This is a genomic window from Streptomyces sp. NRRL WC-3742 (assembly GCF_000720635.1).
Classification (GTDB): domain Bacteria; phylum Actinomycetota; class Actinomycetes; order Streptomycetales; family Streptomycetaceae; genus Kitasatospora.
Genome location: NZ_JOCF01000018.1, coordinates 53220 through 70256 on the forward strand (window position 1 = coordinate 53220; position 17037 = coordinate 70256).

Annotated in this window: 13 protein-coding genes and 1 tRNA gene; 11 read left to right on the plus strand and 3 right to left on the minus strand. The window is 69.8% G+C overall.

Annotated features, from left to right (window positions below):
- Positions 1–10: 10 nt before the first annotated feature.
- Positions 11–2695 carry a DNA polymerase I gene (gene polA, locus IH61_RS0112920; protein WP_078911062.1) on the minus strand — a complete coding sequence of 895 codons (2685 nt, stop codon included), beginning with the start codon at positions 2693–2695 and terminating at the stop codon, positions 11–13.
- A 277-nt stretch (positions 2696–2972) separates the two neighbouring features.
- Between polA and IH61_RS0112925 the strand changes: the two genes are divergently transcribed.
- From IH61_RS0112925 to IH61_RS0112950, 6 genes are all read left to right on the plus strand, one after another.
- Complete coding sequence (locus IH61_RS0112925) at positions 2973–3449, plus strand: PaaI family thioesterase (protein WP_051836950.1); 477 nt, start codon at positions 2973–2975, stop codon at positions 3447–3449.
- Positions 3450–4132: 683 nt separating this feature from the next.
- On the plus strand, positions 4133–5368 hold the full coding sequence (locus tag IH61_RS0112930; protein ID WP_031069010.1) for a branched-chain amino acid ABC transporter substrate-binding protein: 1236 nt from the start codon (positions 4133–4135) through the stop codon (positions 5366–5368).
- A 189-nt stretch (positions 5369–5557) separates the two neighbouring features.
- The gene (locus tag IH61_RS0112935; RefSeq protein ID WP_031069012.1) at positions 5558–6487 is read left to right on the plus strand and encodes a branched-chain amino acid ABC transporter permease; all 930 of its coding nucleotides are present in this window, start codon (positions 5558–5560) and stop codon (positions 6485–6487) included.
- The gene (locus tag IH61_RS0112940; RefSeq protein WP_031069014.1) at positions 6484–8421 is read left to right on the plus strand and encodes a branched-chain amino acid ABC transporter permease; all 1938 of its coding nucleotides are present in this window, start codon (positions 6484–6486) and stop codon (positions 8419–8421) included. The genes IH61_RS0112935 and IH61_RS0112940 overlap by 4 nt, the downstream gene beginning before the upstream one ends.
- An 8-nt stretch (positions 8422–8429) precedes the next feature.
- Entirely contained in the window at positions 8430–9254 is an 825-nt protein-coding gene (locus tag IH61_RS0112945) for an ABC transporter ATP-binding protein (RefSeq protein WP_051836951.1), read from the plus strand.
- Positions 9251–9967 (plus strand): ABC transporter ATP-binding protein, encoded by a 717-nt coding sequence (locus IH61_RS0112950; RefSeq protein WP_031069018.1) that lies wholly within the window; start codon positions 9251–9253, stop codon positions 9965–9967. Before IH61_RS0112945 ends, IH61_RS0112950 begins: the two co-directional genes overlap by 4 nt.
- 65 nt (positions 9968–10032) lie before the next feature.
- Here IH61_RS0112950 and IH61_RS0112955 read toward each other — a convergent pair whose 3' ends face one another.
- Positions 10033–10722 (minus strand): ANTAR domain-containing response regulator, encoded by a 690-nt coding sequence (locus tag IH61_RS0112955; RefSeq protein WP_234327161.1) that lies wholly within the window; start codon positions 10720–10722, stop codon positions 10033–10035.
- A 70-nt stretch (positions 10723–10792) separates the two neighbouring features.
- Between IH61_RS0112955 and IH61_RS0112960 the strand changes: the two genes are divergently transcribed.
- Together IH61_RS0112960 and IH61_RS0112965 are read left to right on the plus strand one after the other, a co-directional pair.
- A tRNA-Leu gene (locus IH61_RS0112960) sits at positions 10793–10866 on the plus strand.
- A 118-nt stretch (positions 10867–10984) separates the two neighbouring features.
- Positions 10985–11758, plus strand: a complete 774-nt coding sequence (locus IH61_RS0112965) for a hypothetical protein (RefSeq protein WP_031069021.1) — start codon at positions 10985–10987, stop codon at positions 11756–11758.
- Between the two features lie 47 nt (positions 11759–11805).
- Here the strand turns inward: IH61_RS0112965 and pyk are convergent, their stop codons facing one another.
- Complete coding sequence (gene pyk, locus IH61_RS0112970) at positions 11806–13236, minus strand: pyruvate kinase (protein ID WP_031069023.1); 1431 nt, start codon at positions 13234–13236, stop codon at positions 11806–11808.
- A gap of 316 nt (positions 13237–13552) precedes the next feature.
- On the opposite strand from pyk, the gene IH61_RS0112975 reads away from it, so the two are divergent.
- From IH61_RS0112975 to IH61_RS0112985, 3 genes are read left to right on the plus strand one after another with little or no spacing between them, the layout of a single operon-like run.
- Positions 13553–14671, plus strand: a complete 1119-nt coding sequence (locus tag IH61_RS0112975) for a substrate-binding domain-containing protein (protein ID WP_031069025.1) — start codon at positions 13553–13555, stop codon at positions 14669–14671.
- A gap of 2 nt (positions 14672–14673) precedes the next feature.
- Positions 14674–16338, plus strand: coding sequence for a VWA domain-containing protein (locus IH61_RS0112980; RefSeq protein WP_031069026.1), 1665 nt, complete (start codon positions 14674–14676; stop codon positions 16336–16338).
- Entirely contained in the window at positions 16325–16888 is a 564-nt protein-coding gene (locus IH61_RS0112985; RefSeq protein WP_051836953.1) for a hypothetical protein, read from the plus strand. The genes IH61_RS0112980 and IH61_RS0112985 overlap by 14 nt, the downstream gene beginning before the upstream one ends.
- The last annotated feature ends 149 nt before the right edge of the window (positions 16889–17037 follow it).

Here is a 17037-nt window from a genome sequence, read left to right on the forward strand (position 1 = left end):
CACGGGCACGTCAGTGCGCGGCGACCTCCCAGTTCGCCCCCACGCCCACCGACACGTCCAGCGGCGCCCGCAGCGGGTACGCCCCCGCCATCTGCGCGCGCACGATCGCCTCGACGCCCTCGCGCTCGCCCGGGGCCAGTTCCAGCACGATTTCGTCGTGCACCTGCAGCAGCATCCGCGACCTGAGCCCGGCGGCCCGCAGCGCCTCGTCCACCCGCAGCATCGCGATCTTGACGATGTCGGCGGCCGAGCCCTGGATGGGCGCGTTGAGCGCCATCCGCTCGGCCATCTCGCGGCGCTGGCGGTTGTCGCTGTTGAGGTCCGGCAGGTAGCGGCGGCGCCCGAGCAGGGTCTCGGTGTAGCCCGTCGCCCGGGCCTCCTCGACCACCCGGTGCAGGTACTCGCGCACGCCGCCGAAGCGCTCGAAGTAGGTGTCCATCAGGCCCTGCGCCTCGGCCGGCTTGATGCCGAGCTGCTGCGAGAGCCCGTACGCGGAGAGCCCGTACGCGAGGCCGTACGACATGGCCTTGATCTTGCGGCGCATCTCGGCGTCCACGGCCGCCCCGGGCACCTCGAAGACCTGGGAGGCGACGGTGGTGTGCAGGTCCTCGCCGGAGGCGAAGGCTTCGATGAGCGCCTCGTCCTCGGACAGGTGCGCCATGATGCGCAGTTCGATCTGCGAGTAGTCGGCGGTGAGCAGCGACTCGTAGCCCTCGCCGACGATGAAGGCGCGCCGGATGGCGCGGCCCTCCTCGGTGCGCACCGGGATGTTCTGCAGGTTCGGGTCCTGCGAGGAGAGGCGGCCGGTGGCGGCGACCATCTGGTTGAAGGTGGTGTGGATGCGCCCCTGCGGCGAGACGGTCTTGAGCAGGCCCTCGACGGTGGTGCGCAGCTTGGCCTGGTCGCGGTGGCGCAGCAGGATGACCGGCAGTTCGTTGTCGGTCTGGGTGGCGAGCCAGGTCAGGGCGTCGGCGTCGGTGGTGTAGCCGGTCTTGATCTTCTTGGTCTTGGGGAGGGCGAGTTCGCCGAAGAGGATCTCCTGGAGCTGCTTGGGCGAGCCGAGGTTGAACTCGTGGCCGGCGGCGGCGTGGGCCTCCTCGACGCAGCGCTGGATCTCGGCGGCGAACTGCGCCTCGATCGTGGTGAGCCAGTCGCGGTCGGCGGCGATGCCGTAGCGCTCCATGCGGGCGAGCAGGGCGGCGATGGGCAGTTCCATGTCGCGCAGCAGCTCGGTGGCGCCGACCTCGGCGAGGCGGGTGTCGAACATCGCGGCGAGGTCGAGGACGGCGCGGGCCTGGAGCATGAGGGCCTGGGCGGCGGCCGTCCCGTCCTCCTCGGGGGCGTCGAAGGTGAGCTGGCCGCTCTCGGCGGCGGGGGCCGGGGCGAGGGAGCGGGCGAGGTACTCCTCGGCGAGCGCCTCCAGGGTGAAGGTGCGCCGGCCGGGCTTCTCCAGGTACGCGGCCAGCGCCGTGTCGGCGACGACGCCCTCGATCGTCCAGCCGCGCTCGGCGAAGGCGCGCATGACCTGCTTGGCGATGTGCAGGGCCTTGGGGGCGGCCGGGTCGGCGAGCCAGGCGGCGAAGGCCCGCTCGTCCTCCTCGGCGAGCTGCGCCGGGTCGAACCAGGCGGCGGACTCCCCTGCGGCGAGGGCGACTTCGGTGACCTCGCCGCTGCCGAGGGCCCACGCGTAGACGGCGGCGAGGGCGACGGTGGTCTTGCCGTCGGTGCCGTGCTCGCGCAGCCAGGAGGCCAGGGTGCCGGGGTCGGTGAGGAGTTCGCCGTCGACCTCGACACCGGGGGCGAGCTCGACCTCCTCCTCGGCCGCGCCGGTCGGGTCGACGCCGAAGACGCGGTCGCGGAAGTTGGCGTTGCGGAACTCCAGGGACTCCATCAGCGTGCCGACGGCGCCCTTGTCGAACGCCTTGCGCTCCAGGTCGTCGACGCCGAGGGGGAGTTCGACGTCGCGGACGAGCTCGGTGAGCATCCGGTTGCGCTTGACGGAGTCGAGGTTGTCGCGCAGCTTCTCGCCGATCTTGCCCTTCACCTCGTCGGCGCGGGCGACGAGTTCCTCGAAGGAGCCGAACTGGTTGACCCACTTGGCGGCGGTCTTCTCGCCGACGCCGGGGATGCCGGGCAGGTTGTCGGACGGGTCGCCGCGCAGGGCGGCGAGGTCCGGGTACTGGTTCGGGGTGACGCCGTACTTCTCGGCGACCTTCTCCGGGGTGTAGCGGGTGAGCTCGGAGACGCCCTTGGTCGGATAGAGGACGGTGACGTGGTCGGTGACCAGCTGGAGCGAGTCCCGGTCGCCGGTGACGATCTGGACCTCGAAGCCGGACGCCTCGGCGGCGGTGGCGAGGGTGGCGATGATGTCGTCGGCCTCGAAGCCCTCGACGGTGAGCCGGGGGATGTGCATGGCGTCGAGCAGTTCGCCGATCAGGCCGATCTGGCTGCGGAACTCGTCCGGCGTCTTGGCGCGGTTGGCCTTGTAGTCGGGGAACTCGGCGGAGCGGAACGTCTGCCGGGAGAGGTCGAAGGCGACCGCGAGGTGGGTGGGCTGCTCGTCGCGGACGGTGTTGGCGAGCATCGAGGCGAAGCCGTAGACCGCGTTGGTCGGCTGGCCGGTGGAGGTGTTGAAGTTCTCCACGGGCAGTGCGTAGAAGGCCCGGTAGGCCATCGAGTGCCCGTCGAGCAGCATCAGCCGGGGCCGCCGGCCGGCCTCGCCGCCACCCGCCGCGCCCTTGTCCGTACTCTGCGTAGCCACGTCAACGTCCGTTCCTGCCGATTCCACTACCGGCCACCGATCCTATGGCCCGGCACCGACAAAAGGGGCGCCGCGTCAACGGCCCGCGCCGCCGCCCCAGCAGGGCGCGAGCGGCACGCCAGCCGCGCGGGACGGCCGCTACCGCCCAGTAGGCCGGTCGTACGATCACAGGCAGCACGATGATGTGACCCCCCAGCGGCAGGAGTTCCCCATGACCGACGCGACCCGCGACACCGCACCCGACACCGCGCCCGTCCTGAACGTCCCGCAGGACGTCCTCGACCACTTCGCCAAGCTCGGCGTGAGCCCGGAGACGTTCTCCGGCGGCCACCTCGGCGAGAAGCTCGGCATCCGGATCGTCGAGGCGTCCGGCGACCGCGTGGTCGGCACCATGCCGGTGGAGGGCAACCAGCAGCCGTACGGGCTGCTGCACGGCGGCGCCTCGGCCGCGCTGGCCGAGACGCTGGGCTCGATCGGCGCGATGCTGCACGCCGGGCCGGGCCGGTACGCGGTGGGCGTGGACCTCAACGCCACCCACCACCGCTCGGCCACCTCCGGGCTGGTCACCGGCGTCGCCACGGCGGTGTTCAAGGGCCGCACGGCGGCGACGTACGAGATCGCGATCACGGACGACACCGGCAAGCGGATCACCAGCTGCCGGCTGACCTGCATGCTGCGCGACCTGTAGGACCGGCCGGGTCAACGCGACCCGCCGGATCAACGCGACCGGCCGGATCAACGCGACCGGCCGAACCGACGAGACCGACGGGACCCCGTAGGACGCACCCCTTCCGCACACAACGTCCCCACGGCTGACGCGAGTTCAGCCAAGACGAAGTCAAATCCCTTGACCGCCCCCTTGTTTGACCACACCCACCCCTGGGCAGGCGTTGGTCTGGACGAGGGGGCGCTGTCGCGTCCGGGCCGATTCACGCGACCGTAACGCTATGTAACAAGTAGGACGTCCACGTAACCCGCAGTTCCGAGGCCGGAAAGCGACCCGGAACTCCCCGTCCGCACTCCCACCGTCCGGAATACGGATGTGCACGGTCGAAACCAGCACACCGGACACCGGCGTCCGATTATCGGCGCTGCCAGCTGCACCCCATGTTTACGGGCCTTACATCGCTTTACCAGCGCGGAAACACCCGGCTGTTCCGGATCGATCAAGCCGCATTGTCCACATGCTGAGAAAAATGCTCCGTGTGCTCATAACAAGAGAATCACAGCATTCCCGCAGCACTGCCCGAGTCGCCTGACGCCATCTAGAGTCACGGCCAGTCACCGCGCCAATCGATCTGGGCTCTGCCCTCCGCGCATCCCGGCACCCGCCAGTCAGGCGCGGCGCCTCCCGAACCGAAGGGGACCCTCGTGCGTCATCGTGCAGCAGTTGTCGTGAGCATTGCCGTCATCGGCGCCCTCAGCCTCAGCGCGTGCGGCTCCCGTGGCGAGAAGAAGGACAGCGCCGGCGGCAAGGACAACAACGCCGCCACCACCACCGTCGTCATCGGCGTCGACGCCCCCCTCAGCGGTGACCTCTCCGCCCTCGGCCTCGGCATCAGGAACTCCGTCGAGCTCGCCGTCAAGAAGGCCAACTCCACCAACGAGGTCCCCGGCGTCAAGTTCGAGATCAAGGCCCTCGACGACACGGGCAAGCCCGCCCCCGGCCAGCAGAACGCCACCCAGCTCACCGCCGACGACAAGGTCCTCGGCGTCGTCGGCCCCCTCAACTCCAGCGTCGCCCAGTCGATGCAGCAGATCTTCGACGACAAGAACCTCGTCGAGATCTCCCCCGCCAACACCGGCGTCGCCCTCAGCCAGGGCGAGAAGTGGGCCAGCGGCGACAAGAAGCGCCCCTTCAAGTCCTACTTCCGCACCGCCACCACCGACGCCGTCCAGGGCCCCTTCGCCGCCCAGTACCTCTACACCGACGCCAAGAAGACCAAGGTCTTCCTCATCGACGACCAGAAGACCTACGGCGCCGGCCTCGCCGCCACCTTCAAGAGCGAGTTCACCAAGCTCGGCGGCACCATCGTCGGCGCGCAGCACGTCAACCCCGACGACCGCGACTTCGCCGCCATCGTCACCCAGGTCAAGAGCTCCGGCGCCGACGCCGTCTACTACGGCGGCGAGTACCCCGCCGCCGGCCCGCTCTCCCTCCAGCTCAAGGACGCCGGCGTCGCCATCCCCGTCATGGGCGGCGACGGCATGCAGAGCGGCGACTACATCAAGCTCAACCCCAAGTCCCAGGGCGACCTCGCCACCGCCGTCGGCCTGCCCGTCGAATCCCTGCCCACCGCCAAGCAGTTCATCGACGACTACAAGGCGGCCGGCTACAAGGACGCCTACGAGACCTACGGCGGCTACTCCTACGACAGCGCCTGGGCCATCATCCAGGGCGTCAAGAAGGTCAAGGCCGACGGCAAGCTCGGCGACAGCAAGGCCCGCGAGCTCGTCCGCGACGCCGTCCAGGGCGTCTCCTTCGACGGCGTCACCGGCAAGGTCTCCTTCGACGAGTTCGGCGACACCACCAACAAGCAGCTGACCGTCTACACGGTCAAGGACAGCAAGTGGGCCGTCGAGAAGTCCGGCACCTTCAAGGGCTGACCCACCGCCCCGGGCCGAACGCCCGCCGGAACCCGGAACGGAACACCCGGCACCCGGCACCCGAACCAGCCGGCCCGAACCACCCAGCACCTGAAGCACCGAGCGCGCGGGGGCCCCACGAGTGCCCCCGCGCGCCCCCACATCCACCACCCACGCGGACACCCCCGAACGCACTACGGAGGCCCAGCGGTGCACGACCTACCGCAGCAGCTGGCCAACGGCCTGATCCTCGGCGCCCTCTACGGACTCGTCGCGATCGGCTACACGATGGTCTACGGCATCGTCCAGCTCATCAACTTCGCCCACGGCGAGATCGTCATGGTCGGCGGCTTCGGCGCCCTGACCGCCTACCTCTCCCTCCCCGGCGGCACCACCCTCTGGCTGGCCATCCCGCTGATGCTCATCGCCGGCATCCTGGTCTCCACCCTCACCGCCGTCGCCGCCGAGCGCTTCGCCTACCGGCCCCTGCGCAGCGCCCCCCGGCTGGCCCCCCTCATCACCGCCATCGGGCTGTCCATCTTCCTGCAGCAACTCGTCTTCTCCTTCTACCCGGACGCCAAGAAGGCCCGCGTCTTCCCCAAGATCCCCGGCGACCCCTTCACCCTCGGCTCCGTCACCATCCAGCGCAGCGACCTCTTCCTCATCATCGCCGCGCCCCTGTGCATGCTCGCCCTCGGCTGGTTCGTCAACCGCACCCGCTCCGGCCGCGCCATGCAGGCCACCAGCCAGGACCCCGACACCGCCAAGCTCATGGGCATCGACACCGACCGCATCATCGTCATGGCCTTCGCCATCGGCGCCGCGTTCGCCGCCGTCGCCGCCGTCGCCTACGGCCTGCGCACCGGCCAGGTCGACTTCCGCATGGGCTTCATCCTCGGACTCAAAGCCTTCACCGCCGCCGTCCTCGGCGGCATCGGCAACATCTACGGAGCCATGCTCGGCGGCCTCACCCTCGGCGTCGCCGAAGCCCTCGCCTCCGGCTACGTCCAGGACATCCCCGGCATGCACCTCTTCGGCGGCGGCGTCTGGAAGGACGTGTGGGCCTTCGTACTCCTCATCGTCGTCCTCCTCGTCCGGCCCCAGGGCCTGCTCGGCGAGCGCGTCGCGGACAGGGCGTGATCAACGTGACCACCACCGAGACCAGCCGGATCATCCCCCTGCCGGCCAACGCCGCCACCGCCCTCACGGGCCTCGGCGCCCTCCTCACCGCCGCGTCCGCCGCCCTCTCCTGGACCTGGACCAGCGAATACCCCGGCGACCTCACCTACACCGGCTCCCCCGCCGGCCTCCAGTGGCTCGCCCTCGCCGCCGGCCTCCTCACCCTCGTCCTCCTCCTCGGCACCCGGGGCCTGCCCGGACTGCGCTGGGCCGCACCCATCCGCAGCCACAACGCCGTCCTCCTCGCCGCCGCCGGCGCCCTCGCCGTCAGCGTCTACTCCGTCGCCTCCATCTCCGCCGAACTCGGGGGCCTCGCCAACCTCGAACCCGGCGGCTGGGTCCTCGCCGCCGGCGGCCTCACCACCATCGTCGGCGCCCTCGGCCTCCCCCTCGACCGGCGCACCCACGTCCCACTGCGCATCATCGACAAGCGGCTCTTCCTGCTCGTCCCCGCAGCCCCCCTCGTCTGGGTCGCCACCCACGCCATCCCCGAGGACAAGCCCGTCGCGCCCGTCATGACCGCCCTCGCCGGCGGCATCGCCATCGCCACCGGCGCCGTCCTCCTCCTCCAACTCGGCCACCTCGCCAACTCCTGGCTGCGCCTGGGCACCGTCGAACGGCCCCTGCCCACCGCCAGGGAACTGCCCTCCTGGGCCGAGATCCTGCTCATCGTCGTCGCCTTCGGCCTGGGCCTGTTCGCCATCACCTTCGGCATCGACACCGAGTACGGCGAACTCTTCATCGGCTACCTGCTGCTCGCCCCGGCCTTCGTCGCCGCGCTCGGCAAGTCCGGCCTCCTCGCCCGGCTGCGCGCCCTGACGGTCAAGCACCGCCCCGTCACCACCGGCGCCGCCTTCGCCGCCGCCGCGAGCTTCCCGTTCACCCAGAGCAGCGACCAGTACACCTCCGTCGCCACCAACATCCTGATCTTCGCCACCGTCGCCCTCGGCCTCAACATCGTCGTCGGCCTCGCGGGCCTGCTCGACCTCGGCTACGTCGCCTTCCTCGGCGTCGGCGCCTACGCGGCCGCCCTGGTCTCCGGCTCCCCCGCCTCGCCGATCCACGTCCAGTTCCCCTTCTGGGGAGCGATGCTCACCGGCGCCGCCGCGTCCATGGTCTTCGGCGTCCTCATCGGCGCCCCCACCCTGCGACTGCGCGGCGACTACCTCGCCATCGTCACCCTCGGCTTCGGCGAGATCTTCCGCATCACCATGCAGAGCCTCAACGGGACCACCGGCCCCAACGTCACCAACGGCTCCAACGGCATCCCGCGCATCCCCGACCTGGAGATCTTCGGGTTCAACCTCGGCAAGACCCACGAGGTCGCCGGAATCGAACTCGGCCGCTTCTCCAACTACTACCTGCTGATGCTCCTCGTCACCGCCCTCGTCGTGCTCGTCTTCGCCCGGGTCGGCGACTCCCGCATCGGCCGCGCCTGGGTCGCCATCCGCGAGGACGAGACCGCCGCCGAGGCCATGGGCATCAACGGCTTCCGCCTCAAGCTCCTCGCCTTCGCCCTCGGCGCCTGCCTCGCCGGCGTCGCCGGCACCGTCCAGGCCCACGTCAGCTACACCGTCACCCCCGACCAGTACACCTTCGCCGAGGCCCTCCCGCCCAACTCCGCCTTCCTCCTCGCCGCCGTCATCCTCGGCGGCATGGGCACCATCAGCGGACCCCTCGTCGGCGCCACCCTCCTCTTCCTCATCCCCAAGAAGCTGGAATTCCTCTCCGACTACCAGCTCCTCGCCTTCGGCGCCGCCCTCATCGTCCTCATGCGCGTCCGCCCCGAAGGACTCATCCCCAACCGGCGACGGCAGCTCGAGTTCCACGAAGCCGCCGCCATCCCCGCCCAACCCACCGGCGACGACACCGCACTCACCAAGGCAGGGGCGTGACCCACCCCATGACCACCACCGCCACCCCCCTGCTCGACGTCACCGGCGTCACCATGCGCTTCGGCGGCCTCACCGCCGTCAACGACGTCTCCCTCACCGTCGGCCAGGGCGAGATCATCGGCCTCATCGGCCCCAACGGCGCCGGCAAGACCACCTTCTTCAACTGCCTCACGGGCCTCTACGTCCCCACCGAAGGCGCCGTCCGCTACCGCGGCACCCTCCTGCCGCCCAAACCCCACCTCGTCACCCAGGCCGGCATCGCCCGCACCTTCCAGAACATCCGGCTCTTCGCCAACATGACCGTCCTCGAGAACGTCCTCGTCGGCCGCCACAGCCGCACCAAGGAAGGCATCTTCTCCGCCATCCTCCGCGGCCCCCGCTACCACCGCGCCGAAGCCGAGAGCCGCGAGAAGGCCATGGAACTCCTCGCCTTCACCGGCCTCGCCGACAAGGCCGACCACCTCGCCCGCAACCTCCCCTACGGCGAACAGCGCAAGCTCGAGATCGCCCGCGCCCTCGCCTCCGACCCCGGCCTGCTGCTCCTCGACGAGCCCACCGCCGGCATGAACCCCCAGGAGACCAGGGCCGCCGAGGAACTCGTCTTCGCCATCCGCGACCGCGGCATCTCGATCCTCGTCATCGAGCACGACATGCGCTTCATCTTCAACCTGTGCGACCGCACCGCCGTCCTCGTCCAGGGCCAGAAGATCGTCGAAGGCGACCGCGACACCGTCCAGAACGACGAACGCGTCATCACCGCCTACCTCGGCGCCCCGATCGACGAGGCAGTTACGGACACTGTCACGGACACCGCTACGGAGACCGACAAGTGAGCACACTCCTCGAAGTCCAGGACCTCCGCGTCTCCTACGGCAAGATCGAGGCCGTCAAGGGCATCAGCTTCACCGTCGAACAGGGCGAGGTCACCACCCTCATCGGCACCAACGGCGCCGGCAAGACCACCACCCTGCGCACCCTCTCCGGCCTCCTCAAGCCCACCGCCGGACACATCACCTTCGAGGGCCAGGACCTCTCCACCGTCCCCGCCCACAAGATCGTCTCCCTCGGCCTCGCCCACTCCCCCGAAGGCCGGCACATCTTCCCCCGCATGACCATCGAGGAGAACCTCCTCCTCGGCGCCTTCCTGCGCACCGACACCCCCGGCATCACCGCCGACGTCGAGCGCGCCTACACCCTCTTCCCCATCCTCGGCGAACGCCGCAAGCAGGCCGCCGGCACCCTCTCCGGCGGCGAACAGCAGATGCTCGCCATGGGCCGGGCCCTGATGAGCCGCCCCAAGCTGCTCATGCTCGACGAGCCGTCCATGGGGCTCTCCCCGCTCATGATGCAGAAGATCATGGCCACCATCGTCGAACTCAAGGCGAGCGGAACCACCATCCTCCTCGTCGAACAGAACGCCCAGGCCGCCCTGTCCCTGTCCGACCGCGGCTACGTCATGGAAACCGGCCGCATCGTCCTCTCCGGCACGGGCGCCGACCTCCTCCACGACGAGTCCGTCCGCAAGGCGTACCTCGGCGAGGACTGACCCCTTCCGCACGCATGACGAAGGGCCCGGCGGATTCGAATCTGCCGGGCCCTTCGTCATGGCGACTACTCGCCCTTCTCAGCCTCTTCGACCTTCTTACGGTCCTGGGCCTCGCCCTCCTCGATGACCGCCTCGGCCACCGCCGCCATCGTCATCCGCCGGTCCATCGAGGTCTTCTGGATCCACCGGAACGCGGCGGGCTCGTTCAGCCCGAACTTCGTCTGCAGCACACCCTTCGCCCGGTCCACCAGCTTCCGGGTCTCCAGCCGCTGGGTGAGATCCCCGATCTCCTTCTCCAGCGCCCGCATCTCGGTGTACCGCGACACCGCCATCTCGATCGCCGGCACCAGGTCCGACTTGGAGAACGGCTTCACGATGTACGCCATCGCCCCGGCGTCCCGCGCCCGGTCCACCAGCTCCCGCTGCGAGAACGCCGTCAGCATCAGCACCGGCGCCAGGTGCTTGTCGTGGATCTGCTCGGCCGCCGACAACCCGTCCAGCACCGGCATCTTCACATCGAAGATCGCCAGATCCGGCCGCAACTCCTCGACCAGCTTCACCGCCGTCTCCCCGTCGCCCGCTTCCCCGACGACCGTGTACCCCTCCTCCTCGAGCATCTCCTTGAGGTCGAGACGGATCAACGCCTCATCCTCGGCGATCACGATCCGGGTGATCTGGGGCGATTCGGTCTCAAGCGGCTGTGCCTGCTCGTCGGCGGTGCTCACGGGGCTCCTAGTTCCGGCGGGGTACTGCATGCACGAGGGTACCTAGACACGGTATGTTTGAGACCAGCGGGTCCGAAGTTCAACCTTCGAATCCATGGGCGCCCCGGTAGCCCAGCGGCGAGAGGCGATGGTCTCAAACACCATACAGCGTGGGTTCGAATCCCACCCGGGGCACTTTCCTTCATTTCTTAATCCACTTAGGGCAGCCTAATGGTTGGCGATCTTCATCACTTCGATTGAAGATCGCGGCATTTGCTGTGCCTGCTCACGCAATTCGCACACGCTCGATTGCATGTACGACATGGCCGCGCGTCAGCGAGCACTCGACCTGCACTTCTCCGGGCTGACCTTCAGCCAGGTCAGCCGAGCAACAGGAATCTCCCGCTTCTCGATTCGCGAGTGGGCTTCCGGTGCCGTGCCCAGCCCACGCATGACCGCCGAATGCCCGGTCCGTAATGGACAGCTGGATTCCTCACGACCTCGCGCCGACTATGCCTATCTACTCGGCCTCTACCTCGGTGACGGCTGCATCAGCGAGGGCCGGCGCAAGGTCCATGCGCTCCGCATCGCCTGCTGCGACACCTGGCCGGGTCTCATCCGCGAGTGCGAGCGTGCCGTCTCAGCCGTCATGCCGCACAACAAGGTCAACCGTGTCCACGCGCCCGGCTGCACGAGCGTCGTCAGCACCAGCAAGCACTGGCCCTGTCTCTTCCCGCAGCACGGCTCCGGCAAGAAGCATCTGCGCGCCATAACCCTGGAGCCCTGGCAGCAGGAAATCGTCGATTCGTGCCCGTGGGAGTTCCTGCGCGGCCTCATCCACTCCGACGGCTGCCGCATCACCAACTGGACGACCCGCACGGTCGGTGGCGTCAAGAAGCGCTACGAGTACCCGCGTTACTTCTTCACCAACACCTCGGCCGACATCATCGGCCTCTTCACGGCCACGCTCGACGCCGTCGGCGTCCAGTGGAAGACCGCCTCCCGATCCAACGGCGGCTTCAACATCTCCATCGCCCGGAAGGACTCCGTTGCCCTCATGGACGCCCACATCGGCCCCAAGTACTGACGATCGCGGCGCGGCCCTCGCCCGAGGGCCGCGCCGCGATGTGCCCGTCAGGCGTCCAGCGTGCCCACGTGGTGGACGCGGACGAGGTTGGTGGAGCCGGCGAGGCCGGGTGGGGAGCCGGCGGTGATGACGACGATGTCGCCCTTCTGGCAGCGGCCGAGGGACAACAACGCCGCGTCGACCTGTTCGACCATCTGGTCGGTGGTGGGGGCGAAGGGGCCGAGGAAGGTCTCCACGCCCCAGGTGAGGGCGAGTTGGCTGCGGACGGCCGGTTCGTAGGTGAAGGCGAGGACGGGGATGGGTGAGCGGTAGCGGGTGAGGCGGCGGGCGGTGTCGCCGGACTGGGTGAAGGCGATGAGGTACTTGGCGTGCAGGAAGTCGCCGATCTCGGCCGCCGCGCGGGCGACGGCGCCGCCCTGGGTGCGGGGCTTGGTGCCGGCGGTGAGCGGGGGCAGGCCCGCGGCGAGGATGTCGTTCTCCGCGGCCTCGATGATGCGGGCCATGGTCTTGACGGTCTCGACGGGGTACTTGCCCACCGAGGTCTCCCCGGAGAGCATCACCGCGTCGGTACCGTCGAGCACCGCGTTGGCGACGTCCGAGGTCTCGGCGCGGGTGGGCCGGGAGGCGTTGATCATCGAGTCGAGCATCTGGGTGGCGACGATGACCGGCTTGGCGTTGCGCTTGGCGAGCTTGACGGCGCGCTTCTGGACGAGCGGGATCTGTTCGAGGGGCATCTCCACGCCCAGATCCCCGCGCGCCACCATGATGCCGTCGAAGGCGGCGACGACGGATTCGATGTTCTCCACGGCCTGCGGCTTCTCGATCTTGGCGATGACGGGCACGAAGCGCCCCTCCTCGGCCATGATCCGGTGGACGTCCTCGATGTCGCGTCCGCTGCGGACGAAGGAGAGCGCGACGATGTCGGCCCCGGTGCGCAGCGCCCATCGCAGGTCGGCGACGTCCTTGTCGCTGAGCGCGGGGACGGAGACGTCGACGCCGGGGAGGTTGAGGCCCTTGTGGTCGGAGACGAGGCCGCCTTCGATGACGAGGCATCGCACGTGCGGTCCGTCGACCTCGACGACCTCGAGGGTGACGCGTCCGTCGTCGACGAGGATGCGTTCGCCGCGGGTGACGTCGCCCGCGAGGCCGGGGTAGGTGGTGCCGCAGATGTCCTTGTCCCCCACGACGCCGTTGTCGGTGGAGATGGTGAACTCGTCGCCGCGTTCGAGGAGTACGGGGCCGTGGGCGAAGGTGTCGAGGCGGATCTTGGGGCCTTGGAGGTCGGCGAGGACGCCGATGCTCCGGCCGGTCTCGTCGGCGGCCTTGCGGACCCGACGGTAGCGTTCCTCGTGTTCGGCGTGGGTGCCGTGGCTGAGGTTGAATCGGGCGATGTCCATCCCGGCGTCGACCAGGGCCTTGATCTGGTCGTACGAGTCGGTGGCGGGCCCGAGGGTACAGACGATTTTTGCTCGGCGCATAGTGCTGAGACTAGGCATTACCGGCGCGTAACCTCGACGCGGGTCCGGGCCTCGGGATGACCGTTTCCAGAAGGCGAGTTGAACAATCTGACACATCCTCGGACCGGTGTGCGAAGCCGGTTCGAGGGGCAGGTCGAAGGGCGGTTCGGCAGAAGGTTCGAGGGCCGTTCGACCCTCCGCGGCCGATGCGATTCCGTGAAGGGGTGTTCACCCCCGGTTCACCGCAGCTTCGGCTGCCGCTCGGTGCCCGGCGAGACGCTCGTCACCCTTGGGTGACGACCCGACATGGCAGGGGGACGAGGGGGATGCGGCACAGATGGTGAAACGAGTGCTCGGGATCGCGACGGCCGTGGCCCTGCTGGGCATAGTGGCCTACGCGTTGATCCCGGACGACCCGAACCCGAACCCGACGACGAACACGACGGCGAACAAGGTGACGATCACCGGGCTGATCGGTTCGGAGAAGCGGGCGTTCTTCGAAGACCAGTCGGTGAAGGACGAGTTGGCGAAGCAGGGCCTCGTCGTGAACGCCGACTCGACGGGCTCCTGGACGATGGCCGACCAGGCGTCGGCCTCCCCGGAGAAGCTGGACTTCGCCTTCCCGGCGAGCGGCGAGCCGGCGGACGCCGTCAAGCGCGCCTGGAAGCTCCAGGATTCGCCGGTGGTGCCGTTCTACTCGCCGGTGGTCATCCTGACGCACCAGGCGGCGGCGGACGTGCTGAAGAACGGCGGCCTGGCCGAGAAGGACGATGCCACCCAGGTGTGGAAGTTCAAGATGGACGAGTACGTGAAGGCCCTCGACCAGGGCAAGCGCTGGGAGTCCATGAAGGGTGCGGAGAACAATCCGGATCTGAGGGGCCAGGTGCTGGTCACGACCACCGACCCGGAGACCTCGTCCTCGGGCGCGATGTTCCTGGCCCTGCTGTCCTGGGCGGCGAACGACCACCAGGTGGTGTCGGACGACGCCGCGGTGACGAAGGTGGCGAAGGTGATGAACGCGGCGGTGGGCCCCCAGGGCTCCCTGAAGAGCAGCACCGACGAGGTGTTCCGCAACTTCACCGCGAACGTGGGCAGGCCGCTCGTCTTCGGCTACGAGTCGCAGGTGGCCCAGTTGCAGCTCCAGGGCGCGCCGTTGAACGACACCGTCGTGCTGTACCCGGACACCACGGTGCACTCGGACCACACGCTGGTGGGCAGGACCGAGGCCGGCCGCAAGCTCGCGTCCCTGCTGCGGGACGACGACGTCCTGGTCAGCCTGGAGGCGAGGTACGGCTTCCGCCCGCAGAAGCGCCCGGAGGTGTTCGGCCAGGAGACGAAGGGCCGGCAGCCGCAACTCGCGCCGGACCTCAAGTCGGCGAACGTCGGGCAGGCGCCGGTGCCTTCGCTGGAGTTCCTGAGGAAGTTGACGAACGTGGCCAAGGGGGGTCCCAAGTGAGGATGCGCACCACCCGGGGCGGCCGACTCGCCGTCCTGCTCACGTCGCTGGTGACGGCGGCGGTGACGGTGACGTCCTGCACGTCCTCGCCGAAGCCGACGCCGAACCCGAACCCGTCGTCCGCGGCGCCCTTCCCGTCCTCCGCCGCCCCGGGGACGCTGCGGGTGCTGGCGGGCAGCGAGCTGCAGGACCTGCAGCCGGTGCTGGACGAGGCGCAGAAGGCGACCGGCGTCTCCGTGAAGTTCGAGTGGACGGGCACGCTGGACGGCGCGGACGCGGTGTCCTCGGGCCGGGCGGACGGCAAGTACGACGCGGTGTGGTTCCCGTCGAACCAGTACCTGCGCCTGGACCAGGCGGGCAAGTCGAAGGTGCTCACCGAGACCCCGGTGATGGTCTCGCCGGTGGCGATCGGGGTGCGCTCCTCGGTGCTGGCCGACCTCGGCTGGGGGGACGGCTCGAAGGTCACCTGGGCGCAGATCGGCGACGCGGCGGCGGGCGGCAAGCTGGCGTACGGCATGTCGGACCCGTCGCGTTCCAACTCGGGCTTCTCGACGCTGGTGGCGGTGGCCTCGGCGTTCTCGGGCGCGGGGGCGGCGTTGACGGAGGCGGACGTGCAGAAGGCGACGCCGCAGCTGAAGCAGTTCTTCACCGGCCAGAAGATGACCTCCGGTTCCTCGGGCTGGCTGGCGCAGGCGTACGCGAAGGCGGAGCCGGGCCGGATCGGCGCGCTGGTGAACTACGAGTCCGTCCTGCTGTCGATGAACAAGACCCTTCCCGCGGACCGGCAGTTGACGGTGGTGCGGCCGGTGGACGGCGTGGTGTCGGCGGACTATCCGCTGTCGCTGCTGTCCTCCTCGGGCGAGGCGCAGCACGACGCGTTCAAGCGGCTGACGGCCTACCTGCTCAAGGACGACGTACAGAAGAGGATCTCCGAGACGACGCTGCGCCGCCCGGTGTCGGCGGGAGCGGCGCCGGCGGCGGGCCTGCCGACGGACCGTCGCAAGGAGCTGCCGTTCCCGGGCACCCGGGCGGTGGCGGACGGCCTGCTGGCCTCGTACCAGAACGACCTGCGCCGCCCGTCCCGGACGGTGTACGTGCTGGACACCTCGGGTTCGATGATGGGGCAGCGCCTGGACTCGCTGAAGACGGCGCTGGGCAGGCTGACGGGCGCGGACGACACCCGGGGGCTGCGGCGCTTCCGCAACCGTGAGCAGGTGTCGCTGCTCTCCTTCGCGTCGAAGGTGAAGTGGACGAAGTCGCACGTGGTGCCGCCCTCGGGGAGCAGTCCCGGCCCGGAGACGGAGCTGGCCGCGATCAACGCGGACGTGCAGTCGCTGCAGGCCGAGGGCGGGACGGCGCTGTACGACTCGCTGGAGCAGGCGTACAAGGTGATCGAGCAGCAGCAGGCGGAGGCGCACGACGACCGGTTCACCTCGATCGTGCTGATGACGGACGGGGAGAGCAACGAGGGCGCCACGGACGGGGACTTCCGCAAGTTCCACGACGCGCTGCCGGCGGCGGAGAAGTCGATCCCGATCTTCCCGATCAAGTTCGGCGAGGCGGCGGTGGGCCAGCTGCAGGGGATCGCGGACGTGAGCGGCGGCAAGCTGTTCGACGGCGGGGGTTCGCTGGACGGCGTGTTCGAGGAGATCCGTGGCTATCAGTAACCCGCTGCTCCGGCGGGTCGTCGCGTACGCCGAGTCGATGCGGAACCTGGTCGGCTGCGGGTGCGGGGTGGTCGGCGTGGGGCTGCACGCCGTGGGGCTGGGCGGCTCGTGGTGGCCGGGGGTGGTGGTGGGCCTGTACGGGGCGGGCGCGCTGCTGACCCCGGGGCCCAAGGAGCGGCCCGGCCCGGGTCCGGGTCCTCAGCCCGGTCCCCAGCCGGGCCCGGCGAAGGCCGCGACCCCGGCGAAGGCTCCGGCGAAGGCCGCCGCGCAGCCCCGCAGGCCCGCCGCCGACCCCGAACTGGACGCCCTGGCCGCGCACCTGGCCGGCGTCCCCCTGCCCGACTCGGCGGGGGTGCCCGAGCTGCTGGCCTCCCTGCGGGCGGCGCGGCCGGGCCCGCAGGTGCGGCGGATCGTGCGCCACCGCCTGCCGGTGGCGGTGGACGGCTACCTGCGGGCGCGCACCTGGCACCCGTGGGCGGGCCCGGGCGCGCCGGACCCGGCGGTCGAGCTGGGACGGGCGGTGGCGGAGCTCTCGGCCGAGCTCCGCTGAGCCCTGCCGACGCCCCGCCGACGCCCGGCCGCGCCGTGACGGGGCTGGGCTGGGCGGGCTGGGCGGGAACACCGCCACCCCCGCCCAGCTCCGTCACGAACGAGTCGCCAAGATCTCACCTGCTGGAAACGTCCGGGGGCTATCCCTCG

Excerpts from the sequence above, each read along its gene's own strand:
- polA (WP_078911062.1), bottom strand. The coding sequence starts at position 2,695 with ATGCTGCTCGACGGGCACTCGATGGCCTACCGGGCCTTCTACGCACTG.
- IH61_RS0112925 (WP_051836950.1), top strand. The coding sequence starts at position 2,973 with ATGACCGACGCGACCCGCGACACCGCACCCGACACCGCGCCCGTCCTG.
- IH61_RS0112945 (WP_051836951.1), top strand. The coding sequence starts at position 8,430 with ATGACCACCACCGCCACCCCCCTGCTCGACGTCACCGGCGTCACCATG.
- IH61_RS0112955 (WP_234327161.1), bottom strand. The coding sequence starts at position 10,722 with ATGCAGTACCCCGCCGGAACTAGGAGCCCCGTGAGCACCGCCGACGAG.
- IH61_RS0112965 (WP_031069021.1), top strand. The coding sequence starts at position 10,985 with ATGTACGACATGGCCGCGCGTCAGCGAGCACTCGACCTGCACTTCTCC.
- pyk (WP_031069023.1), bottom strand. The coding sequence starts at position 13,236 with ATGCGCCGAGCAAAAATCGTCTGTACCCTCGGGCCCGCCACCGACTCG.
- IH61_RS0112975 (WP_031069025.1), top strand. The coding sequence starts at position 13,553 with ATGGTGAAACGAGTGCTCGGGATCGCGACGGCCGTGGCCCTGCTGGGC.
- IH61_RS0112980 (WP_031069026.1), top strand. The coding sequence starts at position 14,674 with ATGCGCACCACCCGGGGCGGCCGACTCGCCGTCCTGCTCACGTCGCTG.